A 16126-nucleotide genomic window follows, 5' to 3' on the forward strand; every position below is an offset into this window, starting at 1 on the left:
GTTCATGATTACGATTTTTATCAGCGAAACTTTTTTAATTTAGTTCTGAATCATTCTTCAACTTAGCTTTTCTTGTCACAACTAAGCCGCAGAGCACCACCAATGTCGTAACACCTAAAGATAATGAAGTTTCATAACTGTAGGCTGGAGATAAAAACATATAGATCAGCACACTTAAAATCACAATAATGACAGCCCATGTCAGCCATGGAAATAGCCACATTTTAAACGCAACCTCAGTTCCATTTTTTTCGATTTGTGTTCTCAATTTAAGCTGTGAAAATGCAATCACTAAATAAACCAATAAGGCAATTGAACCTGTTGTAGACAGTAAAAATCCAAATACTTGGCCTGGAAATAAATAATTGACTGCACAGCAAATTAAGCCCACTACAGACGATGCCAATACTGCAATTGCAGGCACACCAGAGGCATTAATGGATGTGACCCATTGAGGTGCTTCTTTGCGTGTCCCCAATGAAAATAGCATCCTTGATGAACTATAAAGTGCAGCATTCATACAACTTGCAACCGCAATAAAGACCACACTATCAATAATTAATTTTGATTGTGGAACATTTAAACTGACCAAGACATATTGGAAGGTGCCTAATTGTTGTAATTGCGGTGAACGCCAATCTACCAATGCAACCGTTATAAAAATTGAAACCACAAAAAATAAGATGACCCGATACAACACTAAATTGGTTGCGCGTTTAATTTTTTGCTCAGGATCTTTTGATTCTGCTGCAGCGATCGATAAAATTTCTACACCAAAGAATGAGAATGCTGAAATCAATATTGCTGAAAGCACGCCACCCAGACCATTTGGCATAAATCCATCATTTTTAAACAGATTTTCTACACCACTTACATTAGGTGCTAAGGGCCAAAACCCCAATATGGCGGTGAGTCCAATGGCGATAAAAATTACAATAGCCAAGACTTTTATCAGAGAAAACCAAAATTCAAACTCACCAAAACTCCGAGTACTAAAAAAGTTGGCTAAACTGAGAAGCACAATAAAGAATGTCGCAAATACAGCACTGGATATTGATGGAAACCATGCATGCAGAATTTCTGCACCAGCGATTGCTTCAATTGGAATAACTAAAACCCAAAACCACCAATATAACCATCCGATGGTAAAGCCCGCCCAAGGCCCAATGGCTTTTCTTGCATAGGTTGAAAATGAGCCGGTGTCAGGTTGAGCTACAGCCATTTCTCCCAACATTCGCATGATTAAAAAAACCAAAATACTGGTAGTAATATAAGCAAGAACGGCGGCAGGCCCTGCTTTTGCAATCGCAGCAGATGATCCAACAAACAGTCCAGCACCAATTACACCACCAATACTGATCATTGTAATATGCCGATTAGATAGCCCTGCACCCAGTTTTGCAGTTGAATTATGTGTGGCTAAGCTATCATCATGCATCGATTAGATTCCCTGTCTGCACGGTCAGTCGTACAAATCATTATTTCCAAGATCATTAGGAATAAAAAAGGGAAAACGCTGTGTTCTCCCTTGTTTTGTAACAATTTAATCTAGAAAATGAGTTTTTCATAGTTCTAATCAAAACTTTAAGATGCAGCTTAATACCATTTTTTCATCTAATTCACTGTTATTACTTATATAATTTTATATTTATTTAAAAACTTATTTGACCATTTTCTAGATACAAAATATGGGCTTTTAAATAATCTAACTCATCGCCATGATGCGTAACATATATCATCGGCAGCGCCAACTGTTCTTTCACCGTGTTTAAAAATGGCAATATTTGATCTTTCAGCCTGCGGTCCAGTCCTGTCAGCGGTTCATCTAACAGCAGCAGATCAGGCTGTGACAGCAATGCGCGTCCTATGGAAACGCGCTGCGCCTCTCCGCCAGAAAGTTCATTCGCCCGCCGTTTGAGTAGTGGCTGCAACTCAAGCAGATTAGTCACTTGCTCAAATTTAAATTTCGTATTTTGCTGAGCGCCTAGGTTCTCCGCATATTGTAAATTTTGCTGCACATTCATATGCGGGAAAAGCCATGCTTTTTGGAAAATCAGCGCAATACGGCGTTTATGCATTGGCAAGTTAATCTTTTGCGCCGTATCGAACACTTCACGCGTATTCAGCGATATATAACCTTGCTGTGGCTGCAGCAAACCAACCAAATTTTTCAGCAGTGTAGATTTTCCGCTACCTGATGGCCCCATAATGCCCAGCAGCTGATCCTGCATCTGCAGCCGAGCCTGCAACTTAAAATCTGCATATTGAAACTGAAAATCACACTGAAGCATGGCCGGCTCCGAGTTTTCGCTGATAGCGCTGTAAAATATAATAATTGGCAATCAATGCACCAAAAGCCGCCAGCAATGAAAGGATCACTAAACGCATTGCAGATTCTTCGCCATTGGGCTGCTGTATCAGCGAATAAATAGCGATAGGAATGGTTCGGGTTTCATCTGGAATATTGCCAACAAAGGTAATGGTTGCGCCAAACTCACCTAGACTTCGGCTAAATCCTAAAATACTGCCAATTAAAATCCCCGGTAAAGCCAGCGGCAGGCTAATTGATGCAAATACCCGTAACGGATGCGCGCCTAGTGAGCCTGCAACCTGCTCCAGCTGCTGATTAATCATTTGAAAAGACAAACGGATCGGCTGCACAATCAGCGGAAATGACACAATCATGGATGCTAAAACGGCGCCTTTCCAATTAAAAGCCAGTTGAATGCCCCATTCATTGAGCAGCTTGCCGATCCAGCCATTTGAACCAAAGAGCACCAATAGTAGATAACCCAAAACCACCGGCGGCAGCACCATCGGCATTTGTAATAGCGCTTCGACTAAAAATTTCAAATGAAACTCATAGCGCGCCAGCACCCAAGCCAGCCCAATAGCAAATGGCAAGCAAAATACAGTGGCGCAAACGGCAACCTTAGCCGACAGATACAATGCGCTCCACTCTTCTAGGCTCAGCATGCTTTAGCCTTTCACACCAAAGCCATAATGCTTAAAAAGCATTTTGCTTTGCGCATGGTCTTTAAGATAACGGTAAAACTTCACGGCCTCAGGTTTAGCTGCGCCTTGATGTGTTAAAGCCAATGGATAAATGATCGATTGATGAGTATGATTTGGAAAAATCCCGGCTATTTTAACTTTAGAACTGATCAGCGCATCGGTACGATAAACAATCCCCGCTTGGCACTCACCTCGTTCGACAAAAGCCAAAGCCGATCGTACATCATCTGTCCCGACAATCCTTCCATTCAAACTTGATAGCCAGCCCAACTTGGTTAGGCTTTGTTTGGCATATTTTCCAGCAGGTACAGACTCCATTTGCCCTGTACATAAGTGACCTTTGAATGCCTTGGCAAAACTAAACTGCGGCACGGCTTTAAATTGCATATTCACCGCTTTAGGCGTAATCAGCACCAAATCATTGCTTAGCATGTTGAATACTTGCTTTGCAGGTATTTTCTGTTTTTGCACCAAATAATTCATCCAGTCCACATCTGCTGAAAAATACAAATCACTTGGCGCACCGGCTTCAATCTGTTTGGCTAAAGCAGATGACGCGCCAAATACCGGTACAATTTTGATGTCTGGATTCTGTGCCTGATATTGCTTTGCAATATCGCTGATAGCATTGCTTAAACTGGCTGCAGCATAAATTTTGACTATTTCCGCCTGAGATGCGCCAGCAATGAAGCTCAGTCCTACTGCTAAGATGTATTTGAAATGCATAGCAAACTCCTAATGCTGAATAAATACGCCTTGAAGAATTTGTCCTGCTTGCACAGACTGCCCTGCAGGAATCCGAACAATGCAATTGGCTTGCATTAAATTGCTCAACATATGCGACTGCTGTTTAGACAGGCTGGTTAGTTGAAGCTTGCCTTGCTTATCAAAGTGCGCCGACATTCTTAAAAACCGCTCACGTGCATCTGCTTTTAGGTCATGTGTCATGACTGCGCTGAACCAGTCCAGCGCAGGTGTTTGACCTTGTAGGGCTTTCAATAATCTATCTGTATAAATTTGCATGCCGACATAGACTGCAGCGGGGTTGCCCGGCAGTCCGAGTAAATAACAGGAACTGCTGTCAGGACGTCGATATTGTGCAAACAACATCGGTTTGCCGGGTTTTTGTTTCACTTTCCAGAAAATTTGCTGAAAACCGATGTCCAAGGCTGCCGGCCGAACAAAATCATAATCACCGACAGATACGCCGCCAGTCGTTAAAATTAAATCAAAGCTGTCTTTTAAACGGTTGAATAAATCTAAAACCGCCTGTTTTTCATCTGCAATATGAATCACTTCAACTTGGACGTGCTGCGACTGAAACCATACTAAAATCAGCGGCGCATTGGCATCAAATATTTTACCTGCACGATAATCTTCTATATTTTGTGCAACTTCATCACCTGTAATGACCACCGCAACTTTAGGGTAAGCGTAGACCTCACAATGAGAAATACCTGCCATGCTCAGTGCTGCAATTGCCCCAACCGTTAGCTTTTGACCACGGACAGCCAAACATTGTCCGACTGAGAATTCCTCACCTGCATCACGAATATCCGCATGCTTATTTAAAACTGAAGTCAATTCAATTTGCTGTGCATCCGCTTTCACAATTTCTTGCCGCGCTACTGTAGTCGTGCCTTCAGGAATCGGCGCGCCAGTAAATATACGGACAGCTTGGCCTGCTTTTAAAATAGTTTCAGCCGTTTGCCCTGCGCGGATTTCTCCAATGAGCTCAAATTGCGTACCTGCTTTAATTTCACCCGCCGCGCAAATGGCATAGCCGTCTACAGCGCTTTGAGCAAATAAGGGCAGCTGAATTTGTGAATGCACATCTGCCGCCAAATAACGGCCTAAAGCGTGTTGAAGTTCCAAAGTTTCATGTGCCAAACTTTGCGTATGTGTCTGAATCAGCGCAAGAGCCTCGTCAACTGAAATCAGTCCAGCCTCAGCACCGCAGCCTGTATGCAATACAGCTTGGTTCATTGATAGCCTCCTACATGCGGAATATTCTTCTGCACATCAAATAGATGTACCAAGGCAGGTAAAATGGCAATAAGTGATTCTTTTGCGCCTTGTCTGCTGCCCGGCAATGTAATGACAAGGCTGTTATCTATATAGCCCGCAACACCACGGCTAAGCGCAGCATAAGGCGTGCGTTTTTGACCAAAACTGCGTGAAGCCTCCATCAAACCCGGAATTTCACGTTTTAACAGCGGCTGTATCGTTTCTACAGTTAAATCTTTTGGCCCTAAACCCGTACCGCCAACCGTCAATATCAGCGGGTATTGATTTTTCTGTTGCTCAATCAAGGTAAGAAGCTGTTCAGGACTGTCTGGTATCACTTGATAGCTGATGTTGCTGAAGTTTGCTTCTTCTAAAATTTCGAGGACATTTTGCCCCGCAGTATCTGGTTTTTTACCGACAGCAACTGTATCTGAAAGCACAATAATCGACGCCGATAAGCTTTCTTTCAATACACGGGTAAAATGTGATTTACCACCTTTTTTCTTTTGCAGTTTTACCTGATCTAGGCACAAATCCTCTGGTTCACAGTGCGGTTTAAGCATGTCATACAGCGTTAAACCCGCAAGGCTGACAGCAGTTAAAGCTTCCATTTCCACACCCGTTGGGCCAATGGTTTCAACCACTGCGCTAATTTCAACATGCGCCTCAAACAATTCATATTCAACATCTGCACGGTAGATTGGCAGCGGATGACAGAGCGGAATGAGTTCATCTGTACGTTTTGCGCCTAATATGCCTGCAATACGTGCGGTTTTCAGCGCGTCGCCTTTTTCAGTATTGCCATTACGCAGCAGTTCAATGCAATGTGGCGGCGCATGCAGTATTCCAGTTGCAATGGCTGTACGGTAACTTTCCGCTTTCATGCCCACATTTTTCATTGCTTTGTCCTTATCTTATTCATTTGCATTTGCAGTATTAAATTTGGGGTTTTATAGATGCCATTGGTAAATATTGGCGTTCAAATGCATGGTCTGATGGCTGTTTTGATGTGCATGTTCACATGATTCGCCATGAATATGAGCATGCTGCGCTGCATGATCCTTACGAATACAGCAACCCTCTACATATTGGCTGCTGCCGTCCATATAAAACTCTTCTTTCCACACCGGCACTTCATGCTTCACCCGCTCTACGGCCTCTTCACAGGCCGCAAAAGCCTCACGTCGGTGCGGCGCATAGGCCATGGCGATAATGGCAGTATCACCGACCTGCAGCGCACCAATACGGTGTACAACCCGTACATATGACACGCCGTATTTGGCTTGAATTTCCTGCTCAATTTGCCGGATCATTTTTTCAGCCACAGGCGCATAAGCGGTATATTTCAAAGCTTTTACCGCTTTGCCTTCATGGTGATTACGCACCGCGCCTATAAATACGCCGATACCGCCGCATTCAGGAAATGCCATAATGCTGTCAAAATCGGCTTGGCTGAATACCGTATCTTGTATGCGTGAAATATGCTTAAGCTCCATATTTAGCCTCCCGCTACAGGTGACAGCAGCACAACGGTGCTGTCCTGCACCAATGCGGTTTGTCTTGGTACAATATCTTCCCCAATGGCACAGGCGCAGCGTTCAAGCATGCTGAACGACTCCGGAAATTGATCTGTAACTTGCTGCAAAACCTCTGCAATCGACTGCTGTGCGAAGCAAGTCAGACTCAAATTCTCTGGCAGCAGGCGTTCAATAGCGCCAAAAGATTCTATTTTGATGGTGATCTGACTCATCATTAGCCTCCAATCATATGCATGCTGATTTTTCTAGATGGACTGGATTGAGCTGTTATGGCATGAAAGCCTTGCTCCTTCTGCCAAATATAACTGCCTAATTTTTGCTGCAAAGCCATTGCATCGAGCGGCATTAACTCTGTTGTTTTACTGCTTTTCAGCTGCTGAATTTCATGACTGAGATTTAAACCTTTTCGGGCAAACAGGCAGTTAAAAAACTCGCCTTGCGCATTCAGTCTTAGACGGTCGCAGCTGCCGCAAAAAGAATTGCTGATGGTTGAAATAATACCTATAGGCAAGCCGTTGATTAAGTAAGATCTGGCTGGTGACGCACCTTGACCGTGCAATGTTTGCACGTCAAAAACAGTCTTGAGTTTATCCAGTATGTCTTGTTCGGTAACGACCGCAGCTTTAGACCAGTTTTGATCACCATCCAGCGGCATAAACTCGATAAACCGCAGTTCGAAACCTTGTTGCAGCGCCCATTTTGTTAATGCAATGATTTGCTGTTCATTTAGACCTTTCATTAACACGGTATTGATTTTTATTTCAAAGCCCGCTTGCTGAGCCGCTTCAATACCTTTTAATACAGGCTGTAATTGTTTTTGTGTCAGCTGGAAAAATTGCGCTTCATCCAAACTGTCCAAGCTGATATTTATGCCATCTAGGCCAGCTTGTTTTAGGGCTTGTGCATATTGCTTCAGATAATGTCCATTGGTGGTCATGGAAATACGTTTAAGGCCTAGCTTTCTCAGCTGCTGCAGCTGTTCAATAAAATGCACAACGCCTTGACGCATAAGAGGTTCACCGCCGGTGATCCGGATTTGATCAATCCCGCGCAGCACCATAAACTCACAAAAATTGTAAAGTGATTCAAAACTAAGAAGATTATGTTTTTTCATCCATTCAGGATGTTCAGGCATACAATAGACACATTTAAAATTACAGCGGTCTGTCACTGAAATGCGCAATTTGCGTTTTTCACGGCCAAACTGATCCTTAAAAATGGTCGCTGGCTGTAATTGTGTCATGCTGTTCATGTTTATCTTCCATGGTGCTGTCATTTGCCCTGTCTTAGCTCAGTACAAATTTTGCGCCTTCTTTTCTTGCAGTAAAAATTGCAATAAGTGTTCCAACTTTGCGCTTTTTTAAATATTTATTTCAGAGGATTTGGTTTATTTTTTTGACATACAAAATCAACAACTTACAAACAACCAATAGCAATTAAAAGTATAAATTGCCGTTAAGCCCATTATCAAAGGTATAAAAGCAGTCTGTTTTATCGCTATATATCATGCTCAAAAGCTTCATATTGGCTGTAAATTTTCTCTCTGGGTTCAAAAACAGCACATTAGGCTCATCATTTAAAATGAAAGCTCCGCAAAAGGTACAGCTTTCAGAGAAAATTCAGCTGACGGTGCTGCTGCAGCTCATCTAAAGAGTTAATACTGTGAAAAAAGAGTGCATTATTTTGAAAACGTGCAACCTGCATGTGCATTTGACTGAAACACCCCTTCAAACTGCGCTGTTTTTGATCAAGATGGGCTTGCAGCTTTGTGAGACTGCTTCGTTTCAGCAAACAAAATGGATACAGCGCTTTGCCATTAATTTCCACAACTGCCACTTCACACAATGGATCCCGCTGCATGGCCTGATGCAGTCTCGAAAGCACTTTCTTCGGGATATAGGTCACATCGCACGGGACAAACAAAACATAATCCGACTGTACATGTGACCACGCGCTTTTCATGCCCATCAACGGCCCTAAAAACCCCGCTTCATCATCTTTATACAGCTTTATTGAAGGAATCATGCATTCATAGATTGAATGGTCACGATGGCTGTTAATCCAGACATTTGCAGCCCGTGATTTTAAACACTGATGAATCTTAATAAGCTGAATTTCATCATCAAATTTTTGTAAAACTTTATTTATACCGTTCATTCTGCGGGCTTGACCGCCCGCCAAAATGACCAAGTCTGTTTCTGGATAGCCTACTGATTTGGTGATTTTCTTCATCATTCTGCGTACTCCGTCTGACAGGCTTTAATTAAGCCTCGAATTTCTGATAAGCACGAACCGCAATTGCCGCCAGCCTTTAAACATGCAGTAACTTGTTTTTCATGGCTAATATTCTTTTCTTTAATGGTTTCGATAATGGTATTTTTACCGACTTTAAAGCAGCTGCACACCAGCGGACCTGCACTGTTGGTCATGTTCATCGGCTGACCTGCAAGCAGCGCTTTGCGGTGCATTGCGCTTAGTCGTTCACGCTTAAACATGCCAGCAATCCAATCACGGTCTGGCAGCATAGAGCGTTGCGCAATATATAGACTGGCAATTAAATGCCCATCTTGCAGCACCACGGTATGACTCAAATCGGCAGTTTGATCTTCCAAATTCAGCCATTCAAAGCTTTCATCGGTAAATGGCAGTAATGTTTTCAGCTGCTGAACCGTGTTTCTAAATTTTTTACGATCTGCCAACTCAAAACGTGTCGCTTTCGCTGTTTTAATTTTGGTCCACCACACCGTGTTTTGAATGGTGTTTTGCACCATTTGCTCAAAGCCGTCACGTACATACAGTACACCTTGCCACTGTGTATAAAACGGCTGTACAAATACAGGTGTATGTTTAAATTCAGGCTCACCAGATAGTGCATCGACCACAGGATTCACCACTTTGCCAATACGCGCATCCGATGCGACTTGGTCATTCCAATGAATTGGCGCAAAGATTTGACCGCGTCGAATTTTACTGCTGACCTGTGCACGTAAAATACATAAGCCCCAGTTAGATTTCACCTCAACCAGTTCACCATCTTTAACACCAAACTTCAGTGCATCTTGCGGGTGTATTTCACAAAATGGTTCGGCGATATGTGTACTCAAATTTGCAGATAAACCCGTACGGCTCATGGTGTGCCATTGATCACGGATACGGCCAGTATTTAAAACCAGCGGATATTCGCCGCAAATCTTGTTCAAAGGGTCAATAGCGGTTGTTGCGACAAACTTAGCTTTGGTATCGGCATGGCTGAATTGGCCTGCTGCAAACAAACGGCCGACTGCATCAGCGCTCTGATCTAACTGCCAAACTGGCCATTGCACGGGCTTTAATTCAGCATAATCTTGTGCAGATAACTTACTTAAACCCTGCAAGTTAAAGTAGCGAAAAGACTCAGTTGTATCACGTTGATCTAAAGGCGCATTTTGATAAGCAGATAATTTTGCATGTTCAATAAATATGTCATAGCTGCTGCTGTAGTCAAAACCGCTATAACCCATCTTTTTCGCAACTTGTGCAATAGACCACCAGTCTGCTCTGGCTTCACCCGGCGCATCTAAAAATGCAGTTTGACGTGAAATACGGCGTTCAGAATTGGTAACGGTTCCGTCTTTTTCACCCCAGCCCAATGCAGGTAAAAGCACATCTGCATATATTGCTGTGTCTGTGTCTTTGCAAATATCCGACACCACTACAAACTCGCATTGCTCTAAGGCACGTTTGACTTGATCTGCATCTGGCAAGCTCACAACAGGATTTGTCGCCATAATCCAAATGACTTTGATTTTCCCGCTTTCTACAGCCTGAAACAGATCAACTGCTTTTAATCCCGCTTTATTGGCAATAAATGGACTTTGCCAAAACTCTTGTACTAATGCCTGATGCGCCGTGTTATCGACATCTAAGTGCACAGCCAGCATATTGGCTAAGCCGCCAACCTCGCGGCCGCCCATCGCATTGGGCTGACCTGTCATAGAAAATGGCGCTGCACCTAATTTTCCGATTTTGCCTGTAAGTAAATGGCAATTAATAATACTGTTGGCTTTGTCTACACCGCGCGAAGACTGATTAACCCCCATCGAAAATAGCGACATAACTTTGTCAGTTTGCGCAAATTTTTCAAAAAATAGCTGTAATTTTTCTAAAGAAATACCTGTACGTTCAGCAACTGCTGTCATAGAAGTTTCTGTTTCACTTTGCTCCAGCGCTTGCATCAAACCTTGAGTATGTTTGGCGATAAAATCTACATCACTATGATTATTTTGTACTAGATACTGCAGCAAACCGTTGAACAGTGCGACATCTTGCCCCGGTAAAATCGGCAAATGCAAATCTGCAGCCTCACAGGTACTGGTAAAGCGCGGATCAATGACCACCACGAACAAATCACGTTCTTCTTTGGCTTTCATAATGCGCTGATACAGCACGGGATGGCACCATGCTGTATTGGATCCGACCAGCACCACCATATCTGTATGCTCAAAGTCTTCATAGCTTGCTGGTACAAGGTCTTCACCAAATGCACGCTTATGTGCCGCCACAGCCGATGACATGCAAAGCCGTGAATTGGTGTCAATATTTGCCGTACCTAAATAGCCTTTGACAAATTTGTTAACGGCATAGTAATCCTCCGTCAGCAGTTGGCCAGACACATAAAAAGCGATGCTTTCACGTCCGTAAAGATCTATACATTGCTGAAATTTTTCGGCAATCAGAGCTGTTGCTGTGTTCCAGTCTGTAGCCTGACGAGTATTAAATGGTGATGTTTGACGCCCAAGCATTGGCTGTAAAACACGTGTTTCTAATCCAATCGTATCGGCTAAGTTACTGCCTTTAATGCACAGCTTGCCATAGTTTGATGGATGGTTCGTATCGCCAGTCACACTGACTTTTTGCCCTAAAGCAGTCTGTTCAACTGTTGCGCTCACGCCGCAGCCGACACCACAATATGGACAGGTGGTTTGCGTTGTTTTAATTTTATTTTCTGTGGAGCTATGCAGTTCCACTATTGGGATGCTATTCACTTCTGCCGGCTCCTTTTTCCAAACTCAATTAATTGAGTGTTACGACCAATTTCAAAAGATGACTAAATTATTTAAATTTAAGTTAAAACTAACTATCGTGTGGTGGCATGGATGCCACCGTTGGGCGGGGTATAGGATGTACCCTTCGCCCAACAAAGGATTTTTGTCACTTTTGATCCTTCAAAAGTGAGGCAACACCTACGCAAATACAAATTTCTTAAAAATGAAATTGCGCGGTCGTGACTATATTCTTTGATTAATAATGAATCACCCTGCTTTCTTTAATGCAAAATCCTTACCAAACAGCAATTTGTTTCGGATGCTTGAAATTGGAGTTTGATCTGAAATCAATTCTGCATACCATGCACCGTCTTCAGTATCGCCAAACAGCACAGCGCCAATCACTCTATCTTTTTGAATAATAATACGTTTATAGATTTGACGCTTTTCATCATTCAAAATAATGTCTTCAAAATCATCCAACGGTTCAAAGTTGCCTGTAGAAAAAACATCACAGCCGCTGACTTTTAACTGCGTCGGAACCGTAGGCGCTTTGAAGGTTAAGCTGCCATGTTCGGCCAAATGCGATGCACAAATGAATGCCTGTCCCCAAAGCGGTTCAACTAAACCGAAAGTTTGGCTTCGGTGTTCAATACATTCACCCACCGCATAAATACTCGGATCAAAAGTTTGCATGGTGTCATTCACCATGACACCGCGGCCGCAGCGCAGTCCTGCACTTTGCGCAAGCTCAATATTCGGACGAATACCCACCGCAAAAACCACAAGATCTGCATCTAAAACAGTACCGTCCTGCAAACGCAGCTGCTTCACATGACCATCTTTACCCATCAACTCTTGGGTATTTGCTGCAGTCATGATTTTTATACCTTTTTGTTCAATAGCATGATTGAGCATTAAGCTGGCTTTTTCATCCAGCTGGCGGTCCATAATGCGGTCCATCAAATGCAGCACTGTGACATTCATGCCACGCTGTTTCAGGCCATACGCAGCCTCTAGGCCAAGTAAACCGCCGCCAATCACCACCGCATTTTGCTTAGATTTACAGTAATCCAGCATGCGGTTTACATCATAAATATCACGGAAGCTGAGAACACCTTTTAAGTCAGTTCCCGGTATAGGCGGAATAAACGGCTTAGAACCTGTCGCTAAAATCAGACGGTCATAATCGATGACCAAGCCTTTTTCTGTGTATACCTGCTTGCGCGGACGGTCTATGCGTACCGCCGCATCACCTGCTACAAAACGGATATTTTTGTCTTTATACCAAGCATGTGAATGCAGCATGATATCTTCAATGGTTTTATCACCTGAAAGCACAGGTGAAAGCATAATTCGGTTGTAATTACCCCAAGGTTCTTCACCAATGACCGTAATTTCATAACGCTCTGGCGCCATATCCAGCAGATCTTCTAAGCAACGCATACCTGCTAAGCCATTGCCGACCAAAACAAGTTTCATCAACTCAGACGAAGGCGCGTTATTGGTAATATAGGTTTTTTGAGCAGTTGGACTAATCAGCACACGGCCATTTTCAATTTTGCTTGGAAAAACCAAGAGTTTTTGGTCTTTATCTTCTAAGCAGCGTCCAGTAGCAAGGCTGAAATGCTGTTTATAAATGGGTGATGCCACAACACGCTCACCCTGCAAGTCACCAATAATACCGCGGGACATAACATAGGCTTGGCTAAATGGGTCCTGATTGCTCAGCGCATAAACCCGCTTTTCTTCACCGACACGGAATATCGCAATTTGCTGATTTTCAATCAGTGCGCCCACACCTGTATTTGGCGTAATATCATCTAATGCACAAACATCAAACCAGTCTAAATCATTCATTTCTTTTAAAATTGTCATATTCTTGATCCTTTTTAAACTTCTTTTAGATCACTATCTTTTCATTTTCGCCTTAGCGAGAAACCGAATAAGGATGTAAATCAAATAAAAGAAGTTTTAAATTCGTTATTCTCTTAAGCTTCAACCACTGGAATGCGTGTCGTATCGCGTTCAGCTTCTGTTTTGGGTCTGATTTGACCGCGAACGGATGCAAACTGAATATGCGGATCATTTTGCTGTTCTGCTTTTGCATTCACGAAAGTCACAAAGCGTTTACGTACTTCAGGATCTTCTACAGCAGTACGCCATTCATCTTGATATGTACCCACAACATGGCTCATACGGCGTTCAAGTTCAGCCGCTACGCCAAGCGAATCATTCACAACGACATCTTTCAGGTAATCTAAACCGCCTTCCATGTTGTCGCGCCATACAGAAGTACGCTGCAAACGGTCTGCTGTTTGAATGTAGAACATAAAGAAACGGTCAATGTATTTGATCAATGTTTGCGTATCTAAGTCTGATGCCAAAAGCTCTGCGTGACGCGGCTTCATACCGCCGTTACCGCATACATAAAGGTTCCAGCCTTTTTCTGTCGCAATCACGCCAACATCTTTACTTTGCGCCTCAGCACATTCACGGGTACAGCCCGACACAGCCATTTTCAGTTTGTGCGGTGAGCGAAGGCCTTTGTAGCGGTTCTCTAAATAAATCGCCAAGCCGACTGAATCGTCCACGCCATAACGGCACCAAGTACTGCCGACACAAGATTTCACCGTACGCAGTGATTTGCCGTAGGCATGGCCAGACTCAAAACCAGCAGCAATCAATTTTTCCCAGATTTCAGGCAGTTGATGCACTTGTGCACCAAACATATCGACACGCTGACCGCCTGTAAGTTTGGTATATAGACCATATTCTTTAGCAATTTGACCCACGGCAATTAATCCGTCCGGAGTAACTTCACCGCCAGCCATACGCGGTACTACTGAATATGAACCATCTTTTTGGATATTGCCGAGGTAGTAGTCATTACTGTCTTGCAGGCCCGCATGGCTTGGTTTAAGTACAAAGTCATTCCAGCATGACGCTAGGATATTGGCTGCCGTCGGTTTACAGATGTCACAGCCTAAACCATGGCCATGCTGTTGAATCAGGTCATCAAAGGTTTTGATTTCGTTCACACGTACCAAGTGATAGAGCTCTTGGCGTGAATAAGCAAAGTGTTCACATAAATGGTTATTTACAGTTACACCTTGACGCTGAAGCTCCGATTTAAGTACTTGAGTGACTAATGGTGCACAGCCGCCGCAAGCTGTTGCAGCTTTGGTGCATTTTTTCAATGCGCCTAAAGAAGTCGATCCGTCAGCAATGGCTGAACAAATGTCTGCTTTAGAGACGTTGTTACATGAACAAATCGTTGCGCTGTCTGGCAACAGATCGACACCGCTTCCGCCCGATTTACCTGCAGATTGTGCATAGCCAGGCATGATTAGGCTTTCTGGGCTTTCTGGAACTTCTAAGCCATTCAGCATCATTTGCAGCAGGTCATTGTATTCTTTAGCACAGCCCACCAATACTGCACCTAGCAGCTTAGTTTTCTCTGCATTCACGACAATTTTTTTATAAACCTGAGCTGCTTCATCTGCATAGAAATAGCTTAAAGAATTTGGTGTCATTGCATGCGCATCGCCTACAGATGCAACATCAACTCCCATCAGTTTCAGCTTGGTGCTCATATCTGCACCAGCGAAAAGCGTGCAGTTTTGTTCCATCACATGCTTTGCTGCAATACGCGCCATGTCATAGCCCGGCGCAACCAGGCCATAAATTTTATTTTGCCAAAGCGCACATTCACCAATGGCATAAATGTCAGGGTTTGAAGTTTGGCAATAGTCATTAATCGCAATTCCGCCACGCTCACCAATGGCTAAACCGCTTTGGCGCGCTAATTCATCGCGTGGGCGGATACCTGCAGAGAATAAGATGATGTCGGTTTCCAGTTCAGAACCATCACCAAACTTCATTACATGCTTCGTATTTGCACCGTCTTCAATGCAAGATGTTGCTTTTTGCGTATGGACTTTAACACCTAGATTTTCAATTTTTGAGCGTAAAACTTTACCGCCTAGATCATCAATCTGAACTGCCATTAAGCGTGGTGCAAATTCAACAACATGGGTTTCTAAGTTTAAATCACGCAGCGCTTTTGCTGCTTCTAAACCCAATAAGCCACCGCCGATCACCACGCCCGTTTTAGCATTTAGGCTTGCGGCACGGATGGCATCCAAGTCTTCAATGGTACGGTACACAAAGCAGTTTTCACGTTCATTGCCTGGAATAGGCGGCACAAATGCATATGAACCTGTTGCGAGCACCAGCTTGTCAAAAGAAAGAATATCGCCGTGATTGGTTGTGACCGTTTTATTGCGCTGATCAATTTCAACCGCTTTGGTGCTAAGGCGCAAATCAATACCGTAAGCATCTGCAAAGTCGCTGCGGCATAGGGTTAAATCTTTAGCCGATTTACCGCTGAAATATTCAGTTAAATGCACACGGTCATAGGCTAAACGCGGCTCTTCAGCTAAAATGGTTAATTCAACATTATCACCTGCGTGTTCCAGTACAGATTCGATAAACTTGTGGCCAACCATGCCATGTCCAATCATGATGATTTTCATATTC

At 43.4% G+C, this 16126-nt stretch carries 13 protein-coding genes; all 13 read right to left on the bottom strand.

From position 1 onward, the window contains the following. Positions 1-34 precede the first annotated feature (34 nt). The 13 genes from FTU37_RS00180 to nirB all read right to left on the bottom strand — a co-directional run bounded on the left by FTU37_RS00180 (position 35) and on the right by nirB (position 16122). The gene (locus FTU37_RS00180; RefSeq protein ID WP_168377467.1) at positions 35-1438 is read right to left on the bottom strand and encodes an amino acid permease; all 1404 of its coding nucleotides are present in this window, start codon (positions 1436-1438) and stop codon (positions 35-37) included. A 214-nt stretch (positions 1439-1652) separates the two neighbouring features. Continuing rightward, positions 1653-2291: an ATP-binding cassette domain-containing protein gene (locus FTU37_RS00185; protein ID WP_168377468.1), complete on the bottom strand. Its 639-nt coding sequence runs from the start codon at positions 2289-2291 to the stop codon at positions 1653-1655. Then, complete coding sequence (gene modB / locus FTU37_RS00190; protein ID WP_168377469.1) at positions 2278-2976, bottom strand: molybdate ABC transporter permease subunit; 699 nt, start codon at positions 2974-2976, stop codon at positions 2278-2280. The genes FTU37_RS00185 and modB overlap by 14 nt, the downstream gene beginning before the upstream one ends. A gap of 3 nt (positions 2977-2979) precedes the next feature. Then, positions 2980-3741, bottom strand: coding sequence for a molybdate ABC transporter substrate-binding protein (modA, locus tag FTU37_RS00195; protein WP_168377470.1), 762 nt, complete (start codon positions 3739-3741; stop codon positions 2980-2982). A 9-nt stretch (positions 3742-3750) separates the two neighbouring features. Beyond that, the gene (locus FTU37_RS00200) at positions 3751-5001 is read right to left on the bottom strand and encodes a molybdopterin molybdotransferase MoeA (RefSeq protein WP_168377471.1); all 1251 of its coding nucleotides are present in this window, start codon (positions 4999-5001) and stop codon (positions 3751-3753) included. Then, positions 4998-5921, bottom strand: coding sequence for a bifunctional molybdenum cofactor biosynthesis protein MoaC/MoaB (moaCB, locus tag FTU37_RS00205; RefSeq protein WP_168377472.1), 924 nt, complete (start codon positions 5919-5921; stop codon positions 4998-5000). The genes FTU37_RS00200 and moaCB overlap by 4 nt, the downstream gene beginning before the upstream one ends. A gap of 51 nt (positions 5922-5972) precedes the next feature. Then, positions 5973-6518 (bottom strand): molybdenum cofactor biosynthesis protein MoaE, encoded by a 546-nt coding sequence (locus FTU37_RS00210; RefSeq protein WP_168377473.1) that lies wholly within the window; start codon positions 6516-6518, stop codon positions 5973-5975. A 2-nt stretch (positions 6519-6520) separates the two neighbouring features. After that, a complete protein-coding gene (locus FTU37_RS00215) occupies positions 6521-6772 on the bottom strand; it encodes a MoaD/ThiS family protein (protein ID WP_168377474.1) in 252 nt (83 codons plus the stop codon). 2 nt (positions 6773-6774) lie between these two features. Next, complete coding sequence (gene moaA / locus FTU37_RS00220; RefSeq protein ID WP_168377475.1) at positions 6775-7812, bottom strand: GTP 3',8-cyclase MoaA; 1038 nt, start codon at positions 7810-7812, stop codon at positions 6775-6777. A gap of 356 nt (positions 7813-8168) precedes the next feature. Next, the gene (locus FTU37_RS00225; RefSeq protein WP_373686250.1) at positions 8169-8792 is read right to left on the bottom strand and encodes a molybdenum cofactor guanylyltransferase; all 624 of its coding nucleotides are present in this window, start codon (positions 8790-8792) and stop codon (positions 8169-8171) included. Then, a complete protein-coding gene (locus tag FTU37_RS00230; protein WP_180123541.1) occupies positions 8792-11584 on the bottom strand; it encodes a nitrate reductase in 2793 nt (930 codons plus the stop codon). Before FTU37_RS00230 ends, FTU37_RS00225 begins: the two co-directional genes overlap by 1 nt. Before the next feature lie 267 nt (positions 11585-11851). Further along, on the bottom strand, positions 11852-13462 hold the full coding sequence (gene nirD / locus FTU37_RS00235; protein ID WP_180123542.1) for a nitrite reductase small subunit NirD: 1611 nt from the start codon (positions 13460-13462) through the stop codon (positions 11852-11854). Between the two features lie 113 nt (positions 13463-13575). Further along, positions 13576-16122 (bottom strand): nitrite reductase large subunit NirB, encoded by a 2547-nt coding sequence (gene nirB, locus FTU37_RS00240; RefSeq protein ID WP_218954623.1) that lies wholly within the window; start codon positions 16120-16122, stop codon positions 13576-13578. Between the last annotated feature and the right edge of the window lie 4 nt (positions 16123-16126).

The organism is Acinetobacter sp. YH12097, from assembly GCF_013419225.1.
GTDB classification, from domain to species: Bacteria; Pseudomonadota; Gammaproteobacteria; order Pseudomonadales; family Moraxellaceae; genus Acinetobacter; species Acinetobacter amyesii.